Genomic DNA, 23329 nt, shown 5'->3' with positions numbered 1-23329 from the left:
ATTGGCCCGATCCTGCTGGGCGCGGCCCAGCCGGTGCATGTGCTGACGGCGTCGGCTACGGTGCGCCGGATCGTCAACATGACGGCGTTGCTGGTGGCGGACGCAACGGCTGTGGCACGGTAAGCGGCTTAACGTCCGAACGCCCGCGCGGGGCTGGCGAGTTCGGGCGGAACTTAAGTGAGAGGGATTGCGGGAGGGATTGCGGCAAGTAGTCGCAATCCCTCTTTTTATTGTGCGTCGACACGCGTTGTATGGCCCTAGCAGTGTCTACCCGGACTAGTGATCGGATCAGTGGATGATCGGATTCCTGATGGTTGCGCCAGATCCGCGAACGAAAAAAGAGCGTGCCGGATGATCCGGCACGCTTTGAGGCATGCAAGGGGATTTGCTTTCTCCTCCAAACAGCGATGGTGCCGGCTTTGCGCCGTGGGAGCTTCGCGAGAGAGGCGACACTGGTTCCACTCCCTAAACCACGCATGAAGTCATTATTAACCTGTTCAAGATAAAAATATCTCAGTTTTATCCTAAATATAATTTGGCCCTATTTTATGGGCGACGGACACAAAACCGGCGGCAGGCCGCATGCAACGGCCCGATAGGACGCAAGGCCCGCCCAAAAAATTGGCATCTTCCGAACCGACATTGATTCCGCGTGTCATTAGCGATACCCTTACGTCTTTCATGGTCGTCATATTTTTGGGTTCAAAGCGGGGACAGGTTTCGTGAAGCGCGCGTGGTTTTGTGGGTTTATCGTGGCGCTTTCCTGGGTGTTGAGCGGCTGCGGGAAAAGCGGGCCGGATTCCCAAAGCCCGTCTGCGAATACCTCTGCAGTTGCGTCGCAGGCGGAACCGCCGCACGTGTTGCAAGACAAGGACAAGCTGAAAAGCGATCCGCGCGCAGGGAACTGGCGCGATACCGCATCAACGGGTTCGGAACCGTCGCAGACTACCGTCGACGCCGCGCAATTGCCCAAACAGGCCATTGTGACGCTGCGGCGGATCGAGGCTGGCGGACCTTTCCCGTATGAGAAAGACGGCATCGTGTTCGGCAACCGCGAGCGTATCCTGCCGCCGCACCCGCGCGGCTTTTACCACGAATACACCGTTCCTACGCCGCGCGCCCGCGATCGCGGCGCACGTCGGATCGTATGTGGTGGGCCTCGTCGGCAGATCGACAACTGCTTCTATACCGACGACCATTACGTGAGTTTTAAACGCATTGCGGGATTAACTTCGGGATGAACGGCATGAGCGACAACATCTACGCGCACGACAACGGTGTCGCGGGTGATCTTTTCGCCGGCGATGGCAACATGTTCCAGCGAGTTTTGCGACTTCGCACGACAGAAGAAAATCGACCCGACGACGAGCAGAGCGCGGCGCTGTCATCATTGAACGAGGGGTCTATGAGTCTTTTCAAGACGGTACGATCGAATATCGTGCAGTCGATCCGCGCTTTCAGGGTTCAGGATCTCGCCGACGAAGCGAGCAAGCTGGGCCAGCATTTTCTTTACGCGTATTGCGGGCAGGCCCAGAGCAAGCAGGAAGTGCTTGAAACTATCGCCACGTCGTTTTTGTTTCCCAAGCACTTTGGGAAGAACTATGACGCGCTGTACGACAGTCTCACTGACCTCGTGCACAAAGCCGGTTCGCAACCGGGTTTCGTGATCGTGCTGGAAGCGCTCCCCGTTGCGCAGAAATTTGACAAGGAAGGTCGTGAGACCTTGCTCGACGTATTTCGCGAAGCGTCAGAATTCTGGGCGGAACGGCGGGTTGCGTTCAGGGTGTTTTACTCGTTCGCCTGAGCGGTTCGCCCGAAGATAAGCGCCTGCGTCGCGGAGCTGATACTGCTGAGTGTTCTCAGCGCAAAGAGGTTGGAAAGCCGGTCGTCGTCTGTTAAACACAGGCGCTGGCCGGCTTTTTTGCGTTTGATTTGGGGATGAATTGCAGCGAGGCGGTGGTTGATTCACCACCCGCCCCAGCGCGCGGCGAGCGCCGCAAGGACTGCAATGCCAGCCGTCTCGGTGCGCAAGATGCGAGGTCCGAGGCCAAGGGTGGCAAAACCGGCATCGACAATGGCCGCTTCCTCTGCCGGCGAAAACCCGGCTTCCGGCCCGATCGCAATGGTCACGGGTGCCGCGGGCGCGCTTGCGGGCAAAGACGCAAAACCAAGCTGCGCCCGTGGCGACAGGAGGAGCCGCAACTCGCCGTCCTGCGCGGGCGGCAGGTTGCCAAGCCATTTATCCAGGTCCTGAGGCGCCGTTACGTCCGGCACCCGGTTTCTTCCGCATTGCTCGCACGCGGCCCGCACCAGCGCCTGCCAATGTCCTTGCCGACGCGCCGCGCGTTCACCCGACAGCCGCACCACGCCGCGCTCGGCCGTGAGCGGAACGACGGACGACACTCCCAGTTCCACCGCCTTCTCGATCAGCCAGTCCATCTTGTCGCCGCCTGCCACACCTTGCGCCAGAGTGACTCGATACGGCGCTTCCGCTTCGCGGTCGGTGAATTCATCGAGTTGCACGGTCGCCGTCCGCTTGCCGATTTCAACCAGACGCGCGTGATATTCACCGCCCGAGCCGTTGAAGAGACAGACGGTGTCGTCTGATTGCAGACGCAGGACATGAACATGGCGGACGACATCGTCCGGCAAGCTCATGATTTCGCCCGCGACGAGCGGACTGGCAACAAAGAAACGTGGCATGAAGTAACTCGCCCGGACAAGGAAGTGCGCGGGCAGGGAAGTGATGGGTGCTTGAGCGTTATCCGTTCAACCTTCGACCAACAACATGGAACGCGACGGACCCAGCCTAATTCAAATGCCGGGCGATTGCCCAGCGATACCCGTCCGGGTCTTCGAACTGCGCAAAACGGTCGCCCCAGTACTGGTCTTGGGGTTCGATCAGCGGCTTCGCGCCAACCGCGACGGCGCGCGCGAACGCGGCGTCTACATCGTCGACGTAGAGATAGAACGATTGCGGCGCCATCAGACCCGTGCTCTTGGGCGTCTTCGCGTGCGAACCGTAGGCGCCTTCGGGCGCGAACATCAGGATCAACTGTCCGCGATACGTCATCTCGACGTGGATCACGGCGCCGTCGTCGTTGACGCTGTCACGCACCGCAAAACCTAGCGCCTGTTCGTAGAAGCCGGTGGAGACACGGGCGTCGCGAACAGTCAGGTAAGGCGTGAGCCACGGCACATCGGCGGGGCGGGGGTCGGACATATGGGCTTCTCCTCGAGCTCGGCTGACAGGTGCATTGTGCCATGGCGCCCTTTGGCAGAAGGGCTGAGCGGATTCCTGTTGCGGCGCTACGTCGCGTCGGCGCGATGTGTCGATGCAGGGAACGTGCCCGCGCGAGGCATTCGTCATGATTGATCTTTCCCCGGGCAATCCCCTTCGGCGCCGCCCGGGTCGCTCCGGCCCTCGCGCCAGCGCCTCAAAGTCGTCTGCTAGAATAACCGGCTTCCGATCCTCTTCGTTTCTCGTCGCTCCGGGTGTTGAAAACGGTGCTTCATCGTTTGCTCCGGTGCGTCGCCCAGAATCATCCCAGGATCTTTTCAGGACCTACCGGACTCGACATGACGACCCCGACTTCCAGCCAGACCACCCTGATGGCCAACGCAATCCGTGCGCTGGCAATGGACGCCGTTCAACAAGCCAACTCCGGCCATCCGGGCATGCCAATGGGCATGGCGGAAATTGGTGTCGCGCTCTGGTCGCGCCACCTGAAGCACAACCCGGGTAACCCGCACTGGGCCGACCGCGATCGTTTCGTCCTGTCGAACGGTCATGGTTCCATGCTGCTGTATTCGTTGCTGCACCTGACCGGCTACGACCTGCCGATCAACGAACTCAAGAATTTCCGCCAACTGCATTCGAAGACGCCGGGACACCCGGAATACGGCATGACGCCGGGCGTTGAAACGACCACCGGCCCGCTTGGCCAGGGTCTGGCGAACGCGGTCGGCATGGCGCTTGCCGAAGCGCTGCTCGCAGCCGAGTTCAACAAGGACGGCGCGAAGATCGTCGACCACCACACGTACGTGTTCCTCGGCGACGGCTGCATGATGGAAGGCATCTCGCACGAAGCCTGTTCGTTCGCCGGCACGCTCAAGCTGCACAAGCTGATCGCGCTGTACGATGACAACGGTATTTCCATCGACGGTCATGTGGAGCACTGGTTCCACGACGACACCCCGAAGCGTTTCGAAGCCTACGGCTGGAACGTGATCCGCGCGGTGGACGGCCACAACGTGGACGCGGTGGACGCGGCCATTGCGCAAGCGAAGAACTCGGATAAACCCACGCTGATCTGCTGCCGCACGACCATCGGCAAGGGCGCGCCGACGAAGCAAGGCAGCCACGATTCGCACGGCGCGCCGCTGGGCGCCAAGGAAATCGCGGACGCTCGTGCCGGCATGGGCTGGACCTGGGAACCGTTCGTGATTCCGCAGGAAGTCTATGCAGCGTGGGACGCGAAGGAAGCCGGTGCCCGCGCGGAAAGCGAATGGAACAAGCAGTTCGATGCGTATCGCGCGAAGCATTCGGCCGAAGCCGCTGAATTCGTACGCCGGATGAACGGCGAACTGCCGGCCAAGTGGGCGCAGGACGCGAAGGACATTGTTGAAGCGGCGAATCAGAAGGGCGAAACCATTGCCACCCGCAAGGCTTCGCAGCAAACGCTCGACGGCCTCGCCGCCGCGCTGCCGGAACTGCTGGGCGGCTCCGCCGACCTGACGGGCTCGAATCTGACGAACTGGAAGGCATCGAAGCCGGTGCGCGCCGGTGAGGGCACGACCGACATCCAGTGGGGCAACCACATCAACTACGGCGTGCGCGAGTTCGGCATGAGCGCGGCCATCAACGGCATCGTGCTGCATGGCGGCTATCGTCCGTTTGGCGGCACTTTCCTGACATTCTCGGACTACAGCCGCAACGCGCTGCGCGTGGCTGCACTGATGAAGGCGCCGTCCATCTTCGTGTTCACGCACGATTCGATCGGCCTGGGCGAAGACGGCCCGACGCATCAGTCGGTGGAGCAAACGTCGAGCTTGCGGCTGATTCCGCACTTACAAGTGTGGCGTCCGGCGGATACCGTCGAGACCGCTGTGGCCTGGACGTTCGCCATTGAGCACAAAGGGCCGTCGGCGCTGATTTTCACGCGTCAGAACCTGCTGTTCTCGCCGCGTAACGACGTACAGATCGCGAACATCTCGAAGGGCGGCTACGTGCTGCGCGACTGGAACGACGACATCCCGGCACGCAAGATCATCCTCATCGCGACGGGCTCGGAAGTCGAACTGGCGCTGAAGGCCGGCGAGAAACTGGCGCAGGAAGGCATTGGCGCGCGCATCGTGTCCATGCCGTGTACGAACGTGTTTGATCTGCAAGACCAGGAATATCGCGACCGCGTGTTGCCGAAGGGCGTCGTGCGCGTGGCGATCGAAGCCGGTGTGACCGATTTCTGGCGCAAGTATGTGGGTCTCGAAGGCGGCGTGGTGGGTATTGATTCGTTCGGCGAGTCCGCGCCCGCCGGCGAGCTTTTCAAGTATTTCGGCTTCACCGTCGAGCATGTCGTGGAGACGGCGAAAGCCGCGCTCGCGGGCTGACAGGGCGATGGGTCAGTGCTACCGGCGCTGACCTGGCAAGCCCCGCAGCAGCGAACTGGAACTTTTTTTCAGCCATCAGGAGATAGACCATGACGATTCGCGTTGCAATCAACGGCTACGGCCGGATCGGCCGCAATACGCTGCGTGCCTTGTATGAAAACGGCAAGAAGCACGACATCGAGATCGTTGCCATCAACGACCTCGGCGATGCCGCCACGAACGCGCACCTGACGCAGTACGACACGGCGCACGGCAAGTTCCCGGGCGAAGTGTCGGTGGACGGCGACTACCTCGTGGTCAACGGCGACCGCATCCGCGTGCTGGCTACCCGCAACCCGGCTGAATTGCCCTGGGGCGAGCTGAACGTGGACGTCGTGCTGGAATGCACCGGCTTCTTCACCACGAAAGAAAAGGCCAGCGCCCACATCAAGGGCGGCGCGAAGAAGGTCATCATCTCGGCGCCGGGCGGCAAGGACGTTGACGCGACTATCGTCTATGGCGTGAATCACCATGTGCTGAAGGCGTCGGATACGGTTATCTCGAACGCATCGTGCACGACGAACTGCCTGGCGCCGCTCGTCAAGCCGCTCAACGACAAGATCGGCCTGGTGAACGGCCTGATGACGACCATCCACGCGTACACGAACGACCAGGTGCTGACCGACGTGTATCACGAGGACCTGCGCCGCGCCCGCTCGGCCACGCACAGCCAGATCCCGACGAAGACGGGTGCTGCGTCGGCGGTGGGCCTGGTGTTGCCGGAACTGAACGGCAAGCTGGATGGTTACGCCATTCGTGTTCCGACCATCAATGTGTCGATCGTCGACTTGTCGTTTATCGCCGCGCGCGACACGACGGTCGATGAAGTGAACTCGATCATGAAGGAAGCATCGGAAGGCGCGTTGAAGGGCATCCTGGGCTACAACACGGCGCCGCTGGTGTCGATCGACTTCAACCATAACCCGGCTTCGTCGACGTTCGACGCGACGCTCACGAAGGTGTCTGGCCGCCTGGTGAAGGTGTCGAGCTGGTATGACAACGAGTGGGGCTTCTCGAACCGCATGCTGGACACGGCTGTCGCGCTGGCGAATGCGAAGTAAAGCGGCGAAGTAAGGCGGTGAAGCAAAGCCGCCAGGTAACGCATTGAAATCAAGCTGAAAAAAAAAGCCGCCGGTTTGCAAGAACCGGCGGCTTTTTCACACTTGGGCGCGCCAACATCACGCGCCTGAACTGTCATTCGAAATCAGTTCTTCCTGTGCGGGCATTGCTCCTTCGTGCAGGTGCCATACAGCGCGAGGGCATGTTCGTGCAGCTTGAAGCCGCGGTGCTTCGCAATATCCTGCTGACGGCTTTCGATCTCGGCGTCGAAGAACTCTTCCACCATGCCGCAGTCCAGACACACCAGGTGGTCATGATGGGTCCCTTCGTTGAGCTCGAACACGGCTTTGCCCGACTCGAAGTTACTGCGGGAAAGCAGGCCAGCTTGCTCGAACTGCGTGAGCACGCGGTATACGGTGGCGAGACCGATGTCGAGTTCCTCATGCAACAGGTTTCTATACACGTCTTCTGCAGTCAGGTGACGCACAGGACTATGCTGGAAAATCTCAAGTATCTTGAGCCGGGGCAAGGTCGCCTTCAGCCCGATATTTTTCAGATCGGCGGGATTGGTCATCGCTAGGCATCCCTAGAGTACAATTCAAGGTTCTCATAGTAATGCGTTTTTACCGTTCCGGTCACCATCCGAACGAAATGGCGCGATCTCCGAAAGACTCCGAAATTCTTGCGCCCCCACGGGCGATGGGCCAGGCGAAGGGTGAAATGAAGGGTGAAATGTTTCTAAAATCTTTATTGAATAGCCGGGAGAGCCGTCGTATGCGCGGAACTTTGATCGCTGCCGCCACTATGACCGTCCTGGCCGGTTGTTCCACTTACGATAGCGTTACGCAGACCTTCGCGCAGCACATCACACCGTATCGGATTACGGTTGTACAGGGGAACTTCGTTTCGGCGGAAGCCGCCAGCCAGATGAAGACCGGCATGACGCGCGACCAGGTGAAGGCGCTGCTCGGCACGCCGTTGCTGGCGGACATGTTCCATGCGGATCGCTGGGACTACATCTTCTATTTCAAGCGCGGCTCCACGGCGGTCGTGCAGCAGCGTGATTTCGTCGTGCTGTTCGCGGGCGACCGCGTGGCGAGCTGGTCAGGCGGCGAGGGTTTGCCATCGAATCTTGAATTGCTTGCTGAAATTGACGGCGACAAGGGCCGTAAGCTGGCCGCCGCTACGGCTGCGGCCACGGCTGCAGCAGCCAGCGGGGCTAGCGCCACGTCGGCGGCAATGGCAGCGGGTACGTCAGCCAGCGGTGCAGCGGTCGCGGGAGCGGCGAGTGCGCCGGGCGTTCAGCCGGATGCATCGAATGCGTCGAGCGCATTTGCCGGTGACGCCAACCAGCAAGCCGCCCAGGCCGCCAATCGCGCGACCGACGCCGTGCAGGCGCCCACGGGCCGCACCCGCTCGTCGGCCATGCCGACCGTGCCGGGCAGCCCGGGATTGCCGCCGAACGTGAGCGCCGCAGGCAACTCGCAGATCCAGTTGCAGCGTCGTCCGAATCCGGTCACGGTGCCGGACAGCAACGCGGTGGGTCCGCAAGGCCCGTCGTCGTCCGCTCCGGCGGACACGAGCAGCGGCCTTGGCGCGTCCTCCGTGCCGGCGACGACCACCAACTAAGCAGAAATGGCGGGCCGGCAGAATTTGCCCGCCAGCTTTGTCTGGTTTAGTCGAGACCCGTCCTGCCCCGGCGGCCGCGCGCCAAGCGGCGGCCTTATCGCTTCCATGCTTCTGACTTCGTAGCCTCAACTCACGCGAGACACGCCATGAAAATCGCCATTGCCGGCGCATCGGGCCGCATGGGCCGCATGCTCATAGAAACCGTTCTCAAGGACGCCAACGCCACGCTGACCGGTGCGCTCGACAGAACCGGAGCGCCGCAACTCGGCCAGGACGCAGGCGCTTTCCTCGGACAAGAGACGGGTGTTGTGCTGATGGACAATATCGAGCAGGTTTTCGCCAACGCGGATCTGCTGATCGACTTCACGCGTCCCGAAGGCACGCTCGTGCATCTGGAAGCGGCGTTGCGGCATAACGTGAAGATGGTTATCGGCACGACCGGTTTCGACGATAACCAAAAAGCCCAATTGCGCGCCGCTGGTGAAAAAATCGGCATTGTGTTTGCGCCGAACATGAGCGTGGGCGTGAACGTGACGCTCAAGCTGCTCGAGTTCGCGGCGCGGCATTTCGCTGAAGGCTACGACATCGAGATTATCGAGGCGCACCACCGGCACAAGGTCGACGCGCCCTCGGGCACTGCGCTTGCGATGGGTGAAACCATTGCCCATGCGCTCGGCCGCGAGCTGAAGGATTGCGCGGTGTACGGGCGCGAAGGCGTGACCGGCGAACGTGATCCCTCCACCATCGGTTTCGCCGCCATTCGCGGCGGTGACATTGTCGGCGACCACACTGTGCTGTTCGCGGGCATTGGCGAGCGGATCGAGATCACGCACAAATCGGCCAACCGGCTGTCTTATGCGCAGGGCTCGTTGCGCGCCGCGCACTTTCTTGCGGGCCGTGAGCGCGGTTTCTTCGATATGCAAGACGTGCTCGGTCTGCGCTGAGCCTGACTCTCAGCCTGATCCTGAGCCACTCAAACCCGGGGTTTTTGTCCGATGGCTACAACCGGCATCTTCCATTATCTGCAGAGCAGCGACGGCATTACGCATGCCGTCGCGGGTGTGCTTCTGGCCATGTCGGTGGCGAGCTGGTGTTTTCTCATCGTGAAGGCGTGGGTCCTGATCCGCGCGAAGCGTCAGGGACCGCGCGCCGTGCAGCGTTTCTGGCAGGCGCCGACGCTGGCCGAAGGGATCGCGGAATTGCGCAAGCTGGATCGGGAAGGCGTGTATTTGCCGCTTGCGGTGGCTGCGTGGCGGGCGTCGGAGGCAGAAATGCCCGGTGCGCTGATCGCACATGTGGAGCCGGGTGAGCGCGTATTGCGCGCGTTGCGGCACGCGTTGCTGGCGTCGCAAAGGCGGCTTGAGTTCGGACAGGTTCTGCTGGCGTCGGTGGGAAGTACCGCGCCGTTCGTCGGTTTGCTCGGCACCGTGTGGGGCATTTATCACGCGCTCGGCAGCATTGCCGCGAGCGGGCAAGCGATGATCGAAAATGTGGCGGGACCGGTGGGCGAGGCGCTGATCATGACGGCGTTCGGCCTGGTCGTGGCCATCCCGGCTGTGCTTGCGTACAACGTGCTCGGTCGGCTTGTACGGCAGATTTCCGAGGAACTCGACGGCTTCGCTCACGACCTCCACGCGTACACGAGCGGCGTGGCGCCACGCCGCGTCAAAAGCGCGCCGGTGCAAGACCGCGTGGTTTAATCAAGGCACCAGCCGACTCTTTAATACCCCCACCCGGACGAGCACATCATGGCATTCGGCGGACTGGACAAGAAATCGAACGGCGCGCCCATGGCGGAGATCAACATGACGCCGTTGATCGACGTCATGCTTGTGCTGCTGGTGATTTTCATCATCACGGCGCCGTTGTTCACGCATGCGATCCGGCTCGATTTGCCGAAGGTCGCGTCGCAAGTGGCGCGCGAGACGCCTGAGACCATCACGCTTTCCATCGATGATGCAGGCAAGATTTACTGGAACGACAAGCCGATTACGCTTGATCAGATGCGTACCCGGTTCGTGGCTGAAGGCAAACGCGCAACGCCGCCGGAGATTCACCTGAGGGCATCGAGCGCGACGCGTTATGACGTGATTGCTCAGGTAATGGGCGCGGCGCAGGGCGCCGGTCTCAACAAGATCGGCTTCGTGACCGATCAGGTCAAGCCGGCCCGATAGGAAATCATTGACCTATTGATACGACATCGTGAAAGTCGCCAGCGCTCTGAGATGTCCCGGCGTTACGTTACCGGTTCGAACATATTGTGCCTACAGCGGTAACGTAAGCAGGCCGTCGGGCGATGCGCCGATTAACCATTGGTTAGCAACGCTTTGACCTACCGCATCCGGGCCAAAAAGCACCAGAGTGCTTTGGTCACGAAGTATCTGAATACCGACGCCTTTCGCGGTGGAATCGGGTGCCAAAGTGAGTACGTTAGTCCGATTCTCCGGCGTAACGGCGTCCGTAATGACAATTGACACTCTCGCGCCCCGCACGCAAGAAAAGCTCAGGCTGAACCCCGTTCGACCTGCCGTGGCTCCTATCCCGCTTGAGAGTGCGCGTGTTGTTACGGTAGGAAGGTCAACGGCCGGCGCCTGGGTCTGGACTGAGCATGTCGCCGTGCTGAGCGTGCCGCTTGCAGTGCCCGTGTACATCGCTGGCTTAGTCCACGATAACCCTGATTGGATTCTAACCGCAGTGCCAACGCTGGGAATGCTCGACAGCGTTGAGGCTCCTCCGTTGATGATGCCCGTCACTACAAAGCTTACCGTAACTGACATCGGGGTATATACGTGTACAAAGGTGCCGTCAGCGCTCACGTCGCACGTTATATCCAGACTTGTCGCAATCGGGGTGTTGGTAGCATCGCACCCTGTCCCCGAGTCCACGGTATAGCGAACACCGAGGCCGCTTATGTTAGTTGGATAGACGTCGGTAAATCCGGTCGCTGGCGCGGTGCTGATACTCAGCCTGACAATGAGTACGCCGCTCGCTGGCAGGCTCTGAAAGTAGCAGTCGCCTCGGAAGGAGGCGGACGCCAATTTCATCACCGTCGTCCCCGGTGCCGCGTTCATGGGAACCGAGATCACGCCGGCTGTGACCACTTTGCCGGTATCGAGTACTTCACATGAAACCTGTGCATGTGCGGGTGACGCGACAAGTGCTGAAAGCACCAGCAAGAGCATGGCCATGGCGTATCGCAGGCGCTGTGTCCGCGAGCGCGACCCGTCCGAGAACTTCCGCGAGGAGGTGGGGATCGCATAGATTGAATTCATTTGGTCGTTAGCTCTTGAAGAAGTGATCGGCGTTCAGTTCGAGCATTCCATGGTGGGATTGCTGGATCGCATGCAACGAAGTACCGGAGCAGAGTAAAAGGTTCGCCGAACTGCGCCAGGTTGCCATCTTCGAGAAGACGGCCGACAGTTTCCCGGGGGAAGATGTTGTCTGCCCCGATATCCGGGAATCATCATTCGTTCAGTCCTTACTCGACGTCAATCTCGGCTCTGTGCACAGTGAGTTTCTTTTTGCGATATCGTGCCCGCTCGTTCTGCGCGAAGCCGATATGCCAGAGTCCGGGCGACCAGGGCGCCTCCGCAGGCAGGCGCTGCAGGACGCTGGCGAGGTGCCGCCAGCATTTCGTAACCGGCGGCGCGTCGCCCTCGGGTTCGCGCGCCGGTATAATCGCCCTTTGCCTCGCACGCACGCCTAGCCAAAGCAAATTTCCGTGGAAATCCGGGCGAGCACCCGCTGGCAGCCCGCCGCCCGCCCAAGCCGAAAAGCCAAACAAACCATGCAAGATAAATACGTACCCGCCGACGTCGAATCCGCAGCGCAAAGCGACTGGCGCGCGAAAGACGTCTACCGGTCGACCGAAACCAGCGACAAGCCCAAGTTCTACTGCGTGTCCATGCTGCCGTACCCGTCGGGCAAGCTCCACATGGGGCACGTGCGCAACTACACGATCAACGACGTGATGTACCGGTTCCTGCGCATGAACGGCCACAACGTGCTGATGCCCATGGGCTGGGACGCGTTCGGCATGCCGGCGGAAAACGCGGCAATGGCGAACAACGTGCCGCCGGCGAAGTGGACGTATGACAACATCGACTACATGAAGAAGCAGATGCAGTCGATGGGCCTCGCTATCGACTGGTCGCGGGAAATCGCGTCGTGCAAGCCCGAGTACTACAAGTGGAACCAGTGGCTGTTCCTGAAGATGCTGGAAAAGGGCATCGCGTATAAAAAGACCGGGACGGTGAACTGGGACCCTGAAGACCAGACCGTGCTCGCCAATGAGCAAGTGATCGACGGGCGCGGCTGGCGCTCGGGCGCGCTGGTGGAAAAGCGCGAAATCCCGATGTACTACATGCGCATCACGGAATATGCGGACCAGTTGCTCGGCGACCTGGAAGGCCTCGGCTGGCCCGAGCGCGTGAAGGTGATGCAGCAGAACTGGATCGGCAAGAGCTTCGGCGTGAATTTCGGCTTCCCGTACGAGATCGACGGCGAAAGCAAACTGCTGCGCGTGTTCACCACGCGCGCGGACACCATCATGGGCGTGACTTTCGCCGCGGTTGCCGCGGAACATCCGCTGGCAACGCGCCTTGCTCGCGATAACGCGGACCTGCAAGCGTTCATCGAAGAATGCAAACGCGGCGGCGTGGCTGAAGCCGACGTCGCGACGATGGAAAAGAAGGGCATGCCCACGGGCTTTTTCGTCACGCATCCGCTGACGCACGAGAAGGTCGAAGTGTGGGTCGGCAACTACGTGCTGATGAGCTATGGCGAAGGCGCCGTGATGGGCGTGCCGGCACACGACGAACGTGATTTCGCGTTCGCGAAGAAATACGCGCTGCCGATCAAGCAAGTGGTTGCGGTTGAAGGCAAGGCCTACAGCACGGACGCCTGGCAAGAGTGGTACGCGGAAAAGGGCGCGGGCACGCTGGTCAATAGCGGCAAGTACGATGGCCTTGATTTCGAAGAAGCAACCACCGCAATCGCCGCCGACCTGAAAGCGCAGAACCTGGGCGACAAGCAAATCACCTGGCGCTTGCGCGACTGGGGCATATCTCGCCAGCGTTACTGGGGCACGCCGATCCCGATCATCCACTGCCCCACGTGCGGTGACGTGCCGGTGCCGGAAGCGGACCTGCCGGTCGTGCTGCCGGAAGACCTCGTGCCGGACGGCACGGGCAATCCGCTCGCGAAGTCCGAAGCGTTCGTCAATTGCACGTGCCCGAAGTGCGGTGCACCCGCTAAACGCGAGACGGACACCATGGACACGTTCGTCGATTCCGCGTGGTATTTCTCGCGATACGCAGCACCTGACGCGGTAACCATGGTCGACAAGCGCACCGACTACTGGATGCCGATGGATCAGTACATCGGCGGGATCGAGCACGCGATTCTTCACCTGCTGTACTCGCGTTTCTGGACCAAGGTCATGCGCGACCTGGGTCTCGTCACGTTTGATGAACCGGCAAAGAACCTGCTCACGCAGGGCATGGTGCTCAACGAAACGTATTACCGCGAGGACGCAGCGGGCAAGAAGACATGGATCAATCCCGCCGACGTCACCGTCACGCACGACGACAAAGGCCGCCCGGTTGGCGCGGTGCTCAACGCTGATGGCCAGCCGGTGGTGATCGGCGGCGTGGAGAAGATGTCGAAGTCGAAGAACAATGGTGTCGATCCGCAATCGTTGATCAATGCTTACGGTGCGGACACCGCGCGTCTGTTTGTTATGTTCGCCGCGCCGCCTGAGCAATCGCTCGAGTGGTCGGGCACGGGCGTGGAAGGCGCAAGCCGCTTCTTGCGTCGCGTATGGCAACTTGCGCATGGCCGCGCGGACGTGCTGAAAACGCACGCGAAGCTAGATACATCGAAGCTGAACGACACGGACCGCACGCTGCGCCGCGAGATCTACACCATCCTGAAGCAGGCCGATTTCGACTATGGCCGCTTGCAGTACAACACGGTCGTCTCGGCGGCCATGAAGATGCTGAACGCGGTGGATAGCGCGAAGGATGCAACGCCCGCTGTTCTCAACGAGACCTTCAGCGTATTGCTGCGTGTCCTGTATCCGGTCGTGCCGCACATCACGTTCCAGTTGTGGCAGGAACTCGGCTACGCCGATCTGCATGGCAGTTTGCTCGACGCGGCCTGGCCGAAAGTGGACGAAGCCGCACTCGAACAGGCTGAAATCGAACTCGTGCTGCAGGTCAACGGCAAGATGCGCGGTTCGCTCACCGTGGCGAAGGACGCGTCGCGCGAGGACATCGAAAAGGCGGCGGTCGCGCATGAGATGTTCGAGAAATTTTCGGAAGGGCGCACGCCGAAGAAGGTCGTCGTGGTGCCGGGCCGTTTGGTGAACGTGGTCGTATGAGCCGGAGATCGCGCGCCATGAAAATCCTGGAGGACGTTGTGAGCAGGAAAGCTGTCAGCTTGAGTTCGACCGACACGAAGACGAAGCGCGCGATCAGCCGGCGCTCCATCCTGACGCTGGCGTGCAGTGCGGTGCTGCTGTCCGCTTGCGGTTTCCAGTTGCGTGGTCAGCAGGACTACGCGTTCAAGCGGCTCGCCATTGTCGGCGGTACGCCCGAAATGCTCGGACGCCTGCAGCGCGTAGTGGAAGGCGGCAGTGACACCGTGGTCGTCAAGCAGGCCGAAAAGCCCGACGCCATCCTTACGCTGGGTGGCTCAAACGGCATGAAGACCTTGAGTTTGAATGCACAAGGTGTCGTGCAGGAGTATGAACTCGACTACAACTTGACTTACTCGATGGTCGGCGCCGACGGTACGTTGCTGATTCCGCCGAGTGTGATTTCGCTGAATCGGGCGCTGACGTATAGCGACCAGTTCACGCTCGCGAAGGGTATTGAAGCGCAGACGCTTTATCGCGACATGCAATTCGACGCCGTGGACCAGTTGACGCGCCGGCTTGCGGTCGTGCGTTCGCTGCATCCAGCGCCGAGTGAAGCGTTGCCGGGCATCGCCCCGCGTGCGCCATTGCCTGTGCCGCCGCTGTAAGCGCCGGAGCTTCGCAAAAAACCATGCAACTTCGACTCGACGCGCTCGACGCGCATCTCGCGAAAGGGCTGAAAGGCTTGTACGTCGTTTATGGCGACGAGCATCTGCTCGCGCAGGAAGCGTGCGACAAGATTCGCGCGAGCGCCCGGACGCAGGGTTTCACGGATCGCTCGGTGTTTGTCGTCGACCGTTATTTCGACTGGAGTTCGTTGTTGGGCGCGAGCCAGTCGATGTCGCTCTTCGGCGATCGCCAACTGGTCGAGTTACGCATTCCCACCGGCAAGCCCGGCAAGGAAGGCGGCGAGGCGCTGAAAACCCTGGCCGCCGCCGATAACCCCGACGTTCTCACGCTCATCACCTTGCCACGCCTCGACGCCGCCACGCAGAAGTCCGCGTGGTTCACGGCGCTGAGCGGGCCGGGCGTCATGATGAAGATCGACCCGGTCGAACGTGCGCAGTTGCCTATGTGGATTGGCCAGCGGCTGAGCGCGCAGAACCAGCGCGTGGCTCCCGGCGAAGACGGGCGGCGCGCGCTGGTGTTTATCGCGGAACGGGTGGAGGGCAATCTGCTCGCCGCGCATCAGGAGATCCTGAAGCTGGGTTTGCTGTATCCGGCGGGCGTGCTCACTTTCGAGCAGATCCACGAGGCCGTGCTGAACGTCGCGCGTTATGACGTGTTCAAGTTGAACGAAGCCATGCTGACCGGCGATGTGGGCCGTCTGACACGCATGCTTGACGGCCTGAAGGGCGAAGGCGAAGCGGGAACGCTCGTGATCTGGGCGCTGGTGGAAGAAGTGCGCACGCTGCTGCGGATGAAACGTGGCGTGGCCGCCGGCAAGCCGCTCGCCACGCTGCTGCGCGAGAACCGCGTCTGGGGTCCGCGCGAACGGCTGATCGGGCCTGCGCTTTCGCGGGTGACCGAGGCGGCGCTGGAAAAGGCGTTGTCGCTGGCGGCGAAGCTGGACCGGCAGGTCAAGGGCCTGTCGGGCGGCACTGGCCCGCGAGGCAGTGCGAACCCGGGCGATCCGCCGCCTGACCCGTGGGACGGCATGTTCGAACTCGCGATGACCGTCGCGTCATCGGGCAGTCCGCTGCAACGCAACGCGCCTGCCACGAAGCCGACGCCACCAGCTAACAAGCGCCCAGCCTGACAACGGCTTAAAATTGCCCTCTTCGGCTCCAAAAGCCGAAAACCGCGCTGTACCTCGAACGTCGAACGAAACCAAGAGAATGACGATGACCGACATCGACGAATATATGACCGACCTCGGCCGCCGTGCGCGCCGGGCTTCGCGCGCGATGGCGCGTGCATCGACGGCGGCGAAAAATGCCGCACTCGAAGCGGTCGCAAACGCGATCGAACGCGAGCGCGTTGCGCTGAAGGACGCGAACGCGCGAGATCTCGCCCGTGCCCGCGACAAAGGCTACGACGCTGCGTTCATCGACCGCCTGACGCTCTCCGATAAAGCCTTGAACACCATGGTCGAAGGCTTGCGGCAGGTTGCTTCGCTCGCGGATCCCATTGGTGAAATAAGCGGTTTGAAGTTCCGTCCGAGCGGGATCCAGGTGGGCCAGATGCGCGTGCCGCTGGGCGTGATCGGGATCATCTACGAATCGCGGCCGAACGTGACTATCGACGCCGCCGCGCTTTGTCTTAAATCCGGCAATGCGGCCATTCTGCGCGGCGGTTCCGAGGCGCTGGAATGCAACACGGCGCTGGCGAAATTGATTGGTGAAGGACTGGAGGCGGCCGGGTTGCCGCAAGAAGCCGTGCAAGTGGTCGCAACGGCGGATCGCGCGGCGGTGGGCAAGCTGATCACCATGACCGAATACGTCGACGTGATCGTGCCGCGGGGCGGCAAGAGCCTGATCGCGCGCCTGATGGAAGAAGCGCGTGTGCCCATGATCAAGCACCTGGACGGCATCTGCCACGTCTACGTGGACGACCGGGCGGATCTGGCGAAGGCGCTCAGCGTCTGCGATAACGCCAAAACGCATCGTTACGGAACCTGCAACACGATGGAAACCTTGCTGGTCGCAAAGGGCATCGCGGCAGAAGCCTTGCCGCTACTGGCCAAGGCGTTCAAGGCGAAAGACGTGGAGTTGCGCGTGGACGCGGCTGCGCGCGCGGTACTGCAGGAAGCCAGATACGACGGTCTCCTCAACGATGCGACCGAAGCCGACTGGAGCACCGAGTACCTCGCACCCATCCTGTCGATCAAGCTGGTGAACGATCTGGACGAAGCTATCGATCACATCAACACCTACAGCTCGAATCACACCGACGCGATCGTCACGGAAGACCACGACCGCGCCATGCGTTTCCTGCGCGAAGTCGATTCTGCGAGCGTGATGGTGAATGCATCGACCCGTTTCGCCGATGGTTTCGAATTTGGACTCGGCGCGGAAATCGGCATTTCCAACGACAAGCTGCACGCGCGTGGACCGGTTGGGCTGGACGGGCTGACATCGTTGAAATACGTCGTGCTCGGTCACGGCGAATCGCGCCAATAATCGATGACGACAAGTAACGCCAACAAGCAACGACAATAAGCGAGACCGCCATTCCAATGCTCTGGATCAAATCCCTCCACATAGTATTAGTCGCTTCGTGGTTCGCCGGCCTGTTCTACCTGCCGCGCATCTTCGTCAATCTCGCGATGGAAACCGAGTCGGCGGCTACCGCCCGCTTGCTGGTCATGGCGCGCAAGCTGTTCCGCTTCATGACGTTCATCGCCGTGCCGGCGCTTGCGTGCGGGTTGTGGCTGCTGCTGGTCGTGGGCATTGGCCAGGGCCAGGGGTGGATGCACGCAAAGCTCGGCATTGTGGTGCTCATCATCATTTATCACGCGTACTGCGGTGTTCTGCTGCGCCGGTTTCAGCGCGGCGAGAATACGCGTTCGGACAAGTGGTATCGCATGTTCAACGAGTTGCCGGTGCTCGGGCTGCTGGGCGCAACGCTTTTGGTGGTTATCAAGCCGTTCTAAGCATGTTGCGGCAGACGAAACGCCGGCGCTCCAGGCGCCGGCGTTTTCACATCCGATGGTCTATAGCATGGCGACACTTGGCGGGCGTCTCGCCACACTATCAGCCTGCACAATGCAGGCGCTCCCAGCTTGCATTCATCTCGGCGATGACCTGTTTCACCAGATCCGCCGAGGTCTCCACGATCGCGTATTCATCCTGCCCCGGACCGCCCATTTTCACGCGCTCATTGCGGTAGCGCATGCGGCTGGCAAAGGGCGCGTGGCCAGAAGTGTGGTATTCGACGCAGCCCGTTTCAGCGACCAGTTGCGCAATATTGTTCAGCCGTACGCCCGAGCCGGGCATGACCACGAGCCTGCTCTCAGCCGCCTCGCGCAGCTTCCCGATCAGCACTCGACCTTCCAGCGCGTTCGCTTCCTGACCTGAGGTAAGAAGGCGGTTGCAGCCGGCAAGGATAATGTCTTCCAGCGCTTTGAACGGATCATGCGCTACATCAAACGCGCGATGAAAAGTAACCGGCATGGGCGCGGCCAGTTCGACCAGACGTTTGGTTCGGGTCAAATCGATGTCGCCATCGGCGGTGAGCAGCCCGATCACCACGCCGTCCACGCCGAGCTTTTTACAGGCGAAAACGTCGCGCTCCATCACGTCGAATTCGACATCTGAATAGAGAAAGTCGCCACCGCGCGGCCGGATGATCACGTTCAATGCTATTGACAGTTTGTCCCGGGCGCTCGCTATGGCGCCGTAAGACGGCGTGGTGCCGCCTTCCAGCAAGTTGTCGCAAAACTCCACACGGCCTGCGCCGCCTTCTTGCGCCGCCAGGCAAGAGGTAACGGAACCGGCACAGATTTCCAGCAGAAGTGGGGGTACGGTCATGGATGAATCTTTCCGATGAAGTCAAGCCGGGTAGCTTAAAGCACAGAGCCTCACCTGGTCGCCTGAGCTGTATCGTGGTTTGCGAAAATGCGCATTTTGACAAGTACTGTTTAATACGCCAGGAGGGTCTGGCCTTAGTGCCCTTCAGCTCCCTCCAGACCGATATAAGGCAGCTTCAATTCACTTCAATATCTTTCAATAACCAAAACGTCGATCTAAATCGCTGGCATTTTCGCATTTGATCTCCACGTCTCAAACCCAGCCGCTGCTCGCTCCCGCCTCGTAAGTCCCTGATTCTGCCTGCTAAAACCGGGCCGATTCCCCCTATGCGGCATCCGTTTAATTAGGACGTTTCTCATGGTTCTCCGAGGCCTCGATGCCGAGAATCAACTCATCGCATTAAACCAGTGCGCAGAGTTGCAATTACGGATTCCTTTCTCTGTTTGTATTTAAGACGTTTCCGATTTTCCACGTCCGAGCCGATGCAGATAATGCACGCGCTGAAATAAATGCATTCCGCGACGAATCGTTCCGCGTCGTTTCGAACGACGTATCCACCCCGGCCGGTCCGGAGGCCAGGAAGCCTCCCCTCCCGGACGCTCAACAGTCAAATGCCATGAAAAATGAAGTACCGGGCGCGATAACGCCCATTCAACCGGACGGCGGCGACGCATTGGCGCTATCGACGAAGGTTGACGACACCTTGCTGCAAAGCCTCATCTGGATGGCTGCCTACCACGGCAAACCGACCAGCGAGGCGTCCATGCTGTCGGGCCTGCCCGCGGGACGATTCATAACGCCGAAACAGGCGCAGCTCGCGATGGAACAGTCCGGCTTTTCGGTCGGCGTAATCGAACGCCAACCGCACGAAGTGTCGCCCATGCTGCTGCCTGTCGTGTTGTTCCGCAAGGATCACGGCGGCTGTGTGCTGATCGGCCGTTCGCCGACCGACGTCAAGCTCATCAAGCCCGCGGCTGAAATCAAGGAAGGCGAGCAGCCGGCCCAGGATGAAATGGAAGCCGCCTACCTCGTGGTGCTTCCGGAAGCGGGCTCGAGAGTCGTCGCGATCGGCGTGAGCCAGTTGAAGGCGAACTACACGGGTTGGCGCCAAGGCCGGCTCGGCTGCAATCGGCAACAACAGCGTGATCCTGGGTAACGGCAGCGATGGCTCGCAGGACAACGTGGTGTCGGTCGGTGCGAAGGGTAAGGAGCGCAAGATCGTGAACGTGGCTGCTGGTACCACGACCACGGACGCGGTGAACCTGGGTCAGATGACGACAGCAATCGCAGCAGCAGGAACAGGCGGTGGCGGTTCGACTCTGATCACCCAAGCTGCTGCTGGTGCTGACCTGTTGGTTGGCGGCGCAACGGATGGCACGCATGTCAACTTTGCAAGCACCTCTGGCGCGACGCGTGAACTGACCAGTGTCTCGGCAGGAACGAAGGACACGTCGGCGGTGAACCTCAGCCATTTGAAGCCGGTCGTTGCTGGTTTGGGCGGCGGAGCAGCGGTTGATGCGGCGGGTAATGTAACTGGCCCGACCTACTCGATCCAGGGTTCAACGGTTCACAACGCTGGCGATGCGTTCACCAAGGTTGACAGCAGCTTGACGGACCTGAAGACCACGGTTGCCACGATCACGGGTGAAACCGGCAACGGTCTGGTGATTCAGGACGCTGCATCTGGTGACATCAAGGTCGGCTCTTTGTCGGGTGGTACCGTGGTCGACATGACCGGTACGGCAGGTGCTCGCAGGATCACCGGTGTAGCTGCCGGTAACGTTAGCTCGGCAAGCTTCGACGCGATCAACGGTACGCAGTTGTACAACGCTGCAAGTGGCTTGGCGACGGCGATCGGTGGCGGTGCTGCGGTCAATCCGGATGGTTCGATCACGCAACCGTCGTTCAATGTTGGTGGCAACACCGTGCATAACATGGGTGATGCAATCACCAACATCGACGGCCGTGTTACGAACAACACGAACAGCCTGACGGAACTGCAGACCACGGTGAACAACATCACCGCAGGTGGTGGAGTTGCAACGCCGAACGCAGTGGCATACGACTCAGCGGCGCATGATCAGCTGACGCTTGCTTCGACGAGCGGTGGTACGGCCAAGCTTAGCGGCCTGACGGATGGCAACGTAGCAGATGGCAGCACGGACGCAGTAACGGGCAATCAGTTGAACCAGACGAACGCACGTGTTTCAACGTTGGAAACGTCGGTGAAGAACATCGCGACAACGGGTTCTACGAGCATCGGCGTCAACGGTATCAACGGTGTTGATGGCGCCCCTGGCACACCGGCTGCAGCAGCATCGGCCACTGGCAGTGACGCAATTGCCATGGGTGACAAGGCTTCGGCCTCCGGCGATCACGCTGTTGTGATTGGTGGTGGTGCGAGCGGCACGGGTGACGGCACGATCGCTATCGGCGGTAACTCGAACGCCAGCGGTAAGGACTCCATCGCAATGGGCAACGGCGCTTCGGCACCGGCTAACAACGCAGTGGCATTGGGCGCAGGTTCGGTTGCTGATCGTGACAACAGCGTTTCGATGGGTTCCGAAGGCAAGGAGCGTCAGGTGACGAACGTGGCTGCCGGTACGAAGGGTACGGATGCAGTCAACCTGAACCAGATGAACTCGGCAATGGGCGGTATTGCTCGTAAGGCGTACAGCGGTATTGCGGCAGCCACGGCGCTGACCATGATCCCGGACGTTGACGCGAACAAGACGCTGTCGATCGGTATTGGTGGCGGTACGTTCCAGGGCTATGCAGCAACGGCCCTTGGCGGTACGGCTCGTATCACGCAGAACATCAAGGTGCGCGTTGGCGCGGGTTGGTCTGCAGCGGGTACGACGGTTGGTGCTGGTGCTTCGTACCAGTGGTAATCGAAGTCTGATCTGAGAGAAATCCGGTTCGCAAGAACCGGGTTTTTCGAAGAAAAGGTTTTCTAAAATGCAAAGCGGGTTCTTCTTCGGAAGAACCCGCTTTTTTTTGCGGCGTGAAACCCAAGCCAGCTAATTCCCCACCCGCCGTCTATCCAACACGCCCTTCGCCTCAGCCAGCCTCTCCGCAAACTCCGGCCCGCGCGCCAGCGCCACGCCCACCGCCAAAATATCGCCGATTGCCAGATGCGATACCCGCGATGTCATCGGCGAAAAAATGTCGGTGTCTTCATCAACGTTCGCGAACAACCCCACGCTCGCCAAACGCGCCAACGGTGAATTTCCATGCGTGATCGCGATGACCTTCGCGCCGCTGTCCAGCGCCGATTTCACCGCATCCAGTATGTCGCGCGTGCGCCCCGTGTTCGATATCACCACCACCACATCCCCCGCGCCCAGCAGCGCAGCGGATGTTGTATACGTATGCGGATCGGAATACGCGACGCTCGGCACGCCGAGCCTGAAGAACTTGTGCTGGATATCGAGTGCGGCAATTCCCGATCCGCCTGCGCCGTAAAACTCGATCCGCCGCGCTTCGGCCAGCAGTGCAATAGCCGCCGCCACGCTATCCGATGACAAACTATTGCGCACCTGCAGCAACGCGCCAATGGTCCGGTCGAGCACTTTCGCCGCGACGCCGGCGGCGGGTTCATCGGCGCGGACATCGCGGAACACGGCCGGTGCGGGAACAACGGACGCAATGCTCTGCGCCAGCCGGATCTTGAACTCGCGGAATCCCGAAAAACCCAGCGCTTGGCAGAACCGCGCAATCGTCGGCTGGCTGACGCCTGCGCGCTTCGCAAAGTCCGTCATGGCCATGTCCAGCACTTCGCGCGGCGCCTCCAGCACGTAGTCAGCGAGCTTGCGCTCGGAGGGGCGCAACTGCTCGCGCATTGCTTCGACTTGGGACAGCAACATCGGGAATCTCGCCTATGCTGGAAATGCGTGGACTATAGCCGATTGATCGAAATGTACAAAAACTACATGATATTTTGCGATTCATAGTGTTTCGGGCGACCTGAGCAAGCACGCAAAGTAAGCCATCACATAAGATTTCTAAGCAAAATAAGGGTTTTCTAGATGGAATTCGTGTAGTTTTTCTACTAGAATTCGTACTCGTGATTCGGGAACGCTTGAAAAACAAAACTTCCCCG

At 60.7% G+C, this 23329-nt stretch carries 23 protein-coding genes; 17 read left to right on the top strand and 6 right to left on the bottom strand.

Annotation, left to right across the window (positions count from 1 at the left end; translation table 11 throughout):
* The 3 genes from AWB69_RS50405 to AWB69_RS25640 form a co-directional block, all read left to right on the top strand.
* Positions 1-123: phosphate acyltransferase (locus tag AWB69_RS50405; RefSeq protein ID WP_156528969.1), on the top strand; the 123-nt coding region annotated here is incomplete at its 5' end.
* 599 nt (positions 124-722) lie between these two features.
* Complete coding sequence (locus tag AWB69_RS25645) at positions 723-1241, top strand: ribonuclease (RefSeq protein ID WP_062089628.1); 519 nt, start codon at positions 723-725, stop codon at positions 1239-1241.
* Between the two features lie 5 nt (positions 1242-1246).
* Positions 1247-1804, top strand: a complete 558-nt coding sequence (locus AWB69_RS25640) for a barstar family protein (RefSeq protein WP_062089636.1) — start codon at positions 1247-1249, stop codon at positions 1802-1804.
* 161 nt (positions 1805-1965) lie between these two features.
* Here the strand turns inward: AWB69_RS25640 and AWB69_RS25635 are convergent, their stop codons facing one another.
* Positions 1966-2703, bottom strand: coding sequence for a 16S rRNA (uracil(1498)-N(3))-methyltransferase (locus tag AWB69_RS25635; RefSeq protein WP_062089627.1), 738 nt, complete (start codon positions 2701-2703; stop codon positions 1966-1968).
* A 106-nt stretch (positions 2704-2809) separates the two neighbouring features.
* Positions 2810-3223 carry a VOC family protein gene (locus tag AWB69_RS25630; RefSeq protein ID WP_062089626.1) on the bottom strand — a complete coding sequence of 138 codons (414 nt, stop codon included), beginning with the start codon at positions 3221-3223 and terminating at the stop codon, positions 2810-2812.
* A gap of 356 nt (positions 3224-3579) precedes the next feature.
* Between AWB69_RS25630 and tkt the strand changes: the two genes are divergently transcribed.
* Positions 3580-5610 (top strand): transketolase, encoded by a 2031-nt coding sequence (tkt, locus tag AWB69_RS25625; RefSeq protein ID WP_062089625.1) that lies wholly within the window; start codon positions 3580-3582, stop codon positions 5608-5610.
* 89 nt (positions 5611-5699) lie between these two features.
* A complete protein-coding gene (gene gap, locus AWB69_RS25620; protein ID WP_062089624.1) occupies positions 5700-6710 on the top strand; it encodes a type I glyceraldehyde-3-phosphate dehydrogenase in 1011 nt (336 codons plus the stop codon).
* A 143-nt stretch (positions 6711-6853) separates the two neighbouring features.
* On the opposite strand, the gene fur is transcribed toward gap, so the two are convergent.
* Positions 6854-7282: a ferric iron uptake transcriptional regulator gene (gene fur / locus AWB69_RS25615; RefSeq protein WP_062089623.1), complete on the bottom strand. Its 429-nt coding sequence runs from the start codon at positions 7280-7282 to the stop codon at positions 6854-6856.
* A 200-nt stretch (positions 7283-7482) separates the two neighbouring features.
* Between fur and AWB69_RS25610 the strand changes: the two genes are divergently transcribed.
* The 4 genes from AWB69_RS25610 (at position 7483) to AWB69_RS25595 (ending at position 10511) form a co-directional block, all read left to right on the top strand.
* The gene (locus AWB69_RS25610; protein WP_062089622.1) at positions 7483-8337 is read left to right on the top strand and encodes an outer membrane protein assembly factor BamE; all 855 of its coding nucleotides are present in this window, start codon (positions 7483-7485) and stop codon (positions 8335-8337) included.
* Positions 8338-8483: 146 nt separating this feature from the next.
* Positions 8484-9281, top strand: coding sequence for a 4-hydroxy-tetrahydrodipicolinate reductase (gene dapB, locus AWB69_RS25605; RefSeq protein WP_062089621.1), 798 nt, complete (start codon positions 8484-8486; stop codon positions 9279-9281).
* A 51-nt stretch (positions 9282-9332) separates the two neighbouring features.
* Positions 9333-10037 carry a MotA/TolQ/ExbB proton channel family protein gene (locus AWB69_RS25600; protein WP_062089620.1) on the top strand — a complete coding sequence of 235 codons (705 nt, stop codon included), beginning with the start codon at positions 9333-9335 and terminating at the stop codon, positions 10035-10037.
* A 48-nt stretch (positions 10038-10085) separates the two neighbouring features.
* Positions 10086-10511 (top strand): ExbD/TolR family protein, encoded by a 426-nt coding sequence (locus AWB69_RS25595; RefSeq protein ID WP_062089619.1) that lies wholly within the window; start codon positions 10086-10088, stop codon positions 10509-10511.
* A gap of 90 nt (positions 10512-10601) precedes the next feature.
* On the opposite strand, the gene AWB69_RS50845 is transcribed toward AWB69_RS25595, so the two are convergent.
* Entirely contained in the window at positions 10602-10988 is a 387-nt protein-coding gene (locus AWB69_RS50845; RefSeq protein ID WP_407923059.1) for a fimbrial protein, read from the bottom strand.
* Positions 10989-11406: 418 nt separating this feature from the next.
* Between AWB69_RS50845 and AWB69_RS48780 the strand changes: the two genes are divergently transcribed.
* From AWB69_RS48780 to AWB69_RS25560, 6 genes are all read left to right on the top strand, one after another.
* On the top strand, positions 11407-11598 hold the full coding sequence (locus AWB69_RS48780; RefSeq protein ID WP_197500319.1) for a hypothetical protein: 192 nt from the start codon (positions 11407-11409) through the stop codon (positions 11596-11598).
* A 526-nt stretch (positions 11599-12124) separates the two neighbouring features.
* Positions 12125-14719, top strand: coding sequence for a leucine--tRNA ligase (leuS, locus tag AWB69_RS25580; protein WP_062089616.1), 2595 nt, complete (start codon positions 12125-12127; stop codon positions 14717-14719).
* Between the two features lie 92 nt (positions 14720-14811).
* Positions 14812-15363: an LPS-assembly lipoprotein LptE gene (locus AWB69_RS25575; protein ID WP_062089635.1), complete on the top strand. Its 552-nt coding sequence runs from the start codon at positions 14812-14814 to the stop codon at positions 15361-15363.
* Between the two features lie 23 nt (positions 15364-15386).
* A complete protein-coding gene (gene holA, locus AWB69_RS25570; RefSeq protein WP_062089615.1) occupies positions 15387-16514 on the top strand; it encodes a DNA polymerase III subunit delta in 1128 nt (375 codons plus the stop codon).
* An 85-nt stretch (positions 16515-16599) separates the two neighbouring features.
* Entirely contained in the window at positions 16600-17877 is a 1278-nt protein-coding gene (locus tag AWB69_RS25565) for a glutamate-5-semialdehyde dehydrogenase (protein WP_062890661.1), read from the top strand.
* Between the two features lie 56 nt (positions 17878-17933).
* Positions 17934-18350: a CopD family protein gene (locus AWB69_RS25560; protein WP_062089613.1), complete on the top strand. Its 417-nt coding sequence runs from the start codon at positions 17934-17936 to the stop codon at positions 18348-18350.
* 100 nt (positions 18351-18450) lie between these two features.
* Here the strand turns inward: AWB69_RS25560 and AWB69_RS25555 are convergent, their stop codons facing one another.
* On the bottom strand, positions 18451-19227 hold the full coding sequence (locus AWB69_RS25555) for a copper homeostasis protein CutC (RefSeq protein ID WP_062089612.1): 777 nt from the start codon (positions 19225-19227) through the stop codon (positions 18451-18453).
* A 616-nt stretch (positions 19228-19843) separates the two neighbouring features.
* On the opposite strand from AWB69_RS25555, the gene AWB69_RS25550 reads away from it, so the two are divergent.
* Entirely contained in the window at positions 19844-20383 is a 540-nt protein-coding gene (locus AWB69_RS25550; RefSeq protein ID WP_062089611.1) for a cysteine peptidase family C39 domain-containing protein, read from the top strand.
* Positions 20370-22118: a YadA family autotransporter adhesin gene (locus AWB69_RS25545; protein WP_062089610.1), complete on the top strand. Its 1749-nt coding sequence runs from the start codon at positions 20370-20372 to the stop codon at positions 22116-22118. Before AWB69_RS25550 ends, AWB69_RS25545 begins: the two co-directional genes overlap by 14 nt.
* A 129-nt stretch (positions 22119-22247) precedes the next feature.
* Here the strand turns inward: AWB69_RS25545 and AWB69_RS25540 are convergent, their stop codons facing one another.
* On the bottom strand, positions 22248-23093 hold the full coding sequence (locus tag AWB69_RS25540; protein WP_062089609.1) for a MurR/RpiR family transcriptional regulator: 846 nt from the start codon (positions 23091-23093) through the stop codon (positions 22248-22250).
* Positions 23094-23329: the final 236 nt, after the last annotated feature.

Origin of the sequence: Caballeronia udeis (genome assembly GCF_001544555.2) — a bacterium.
Lineage (GTDB): Bacteria > Pseudomonadota > Gammaproteobacteria > Burkholderiales > Burkholderiaceae > Caballeronia > Caballeronia udeis.
The sequence above is the reverse complement of the archived record's forward strand: the minus strand, read 5'-3'. Positions and strand labels throughout refer to the sequence as shown.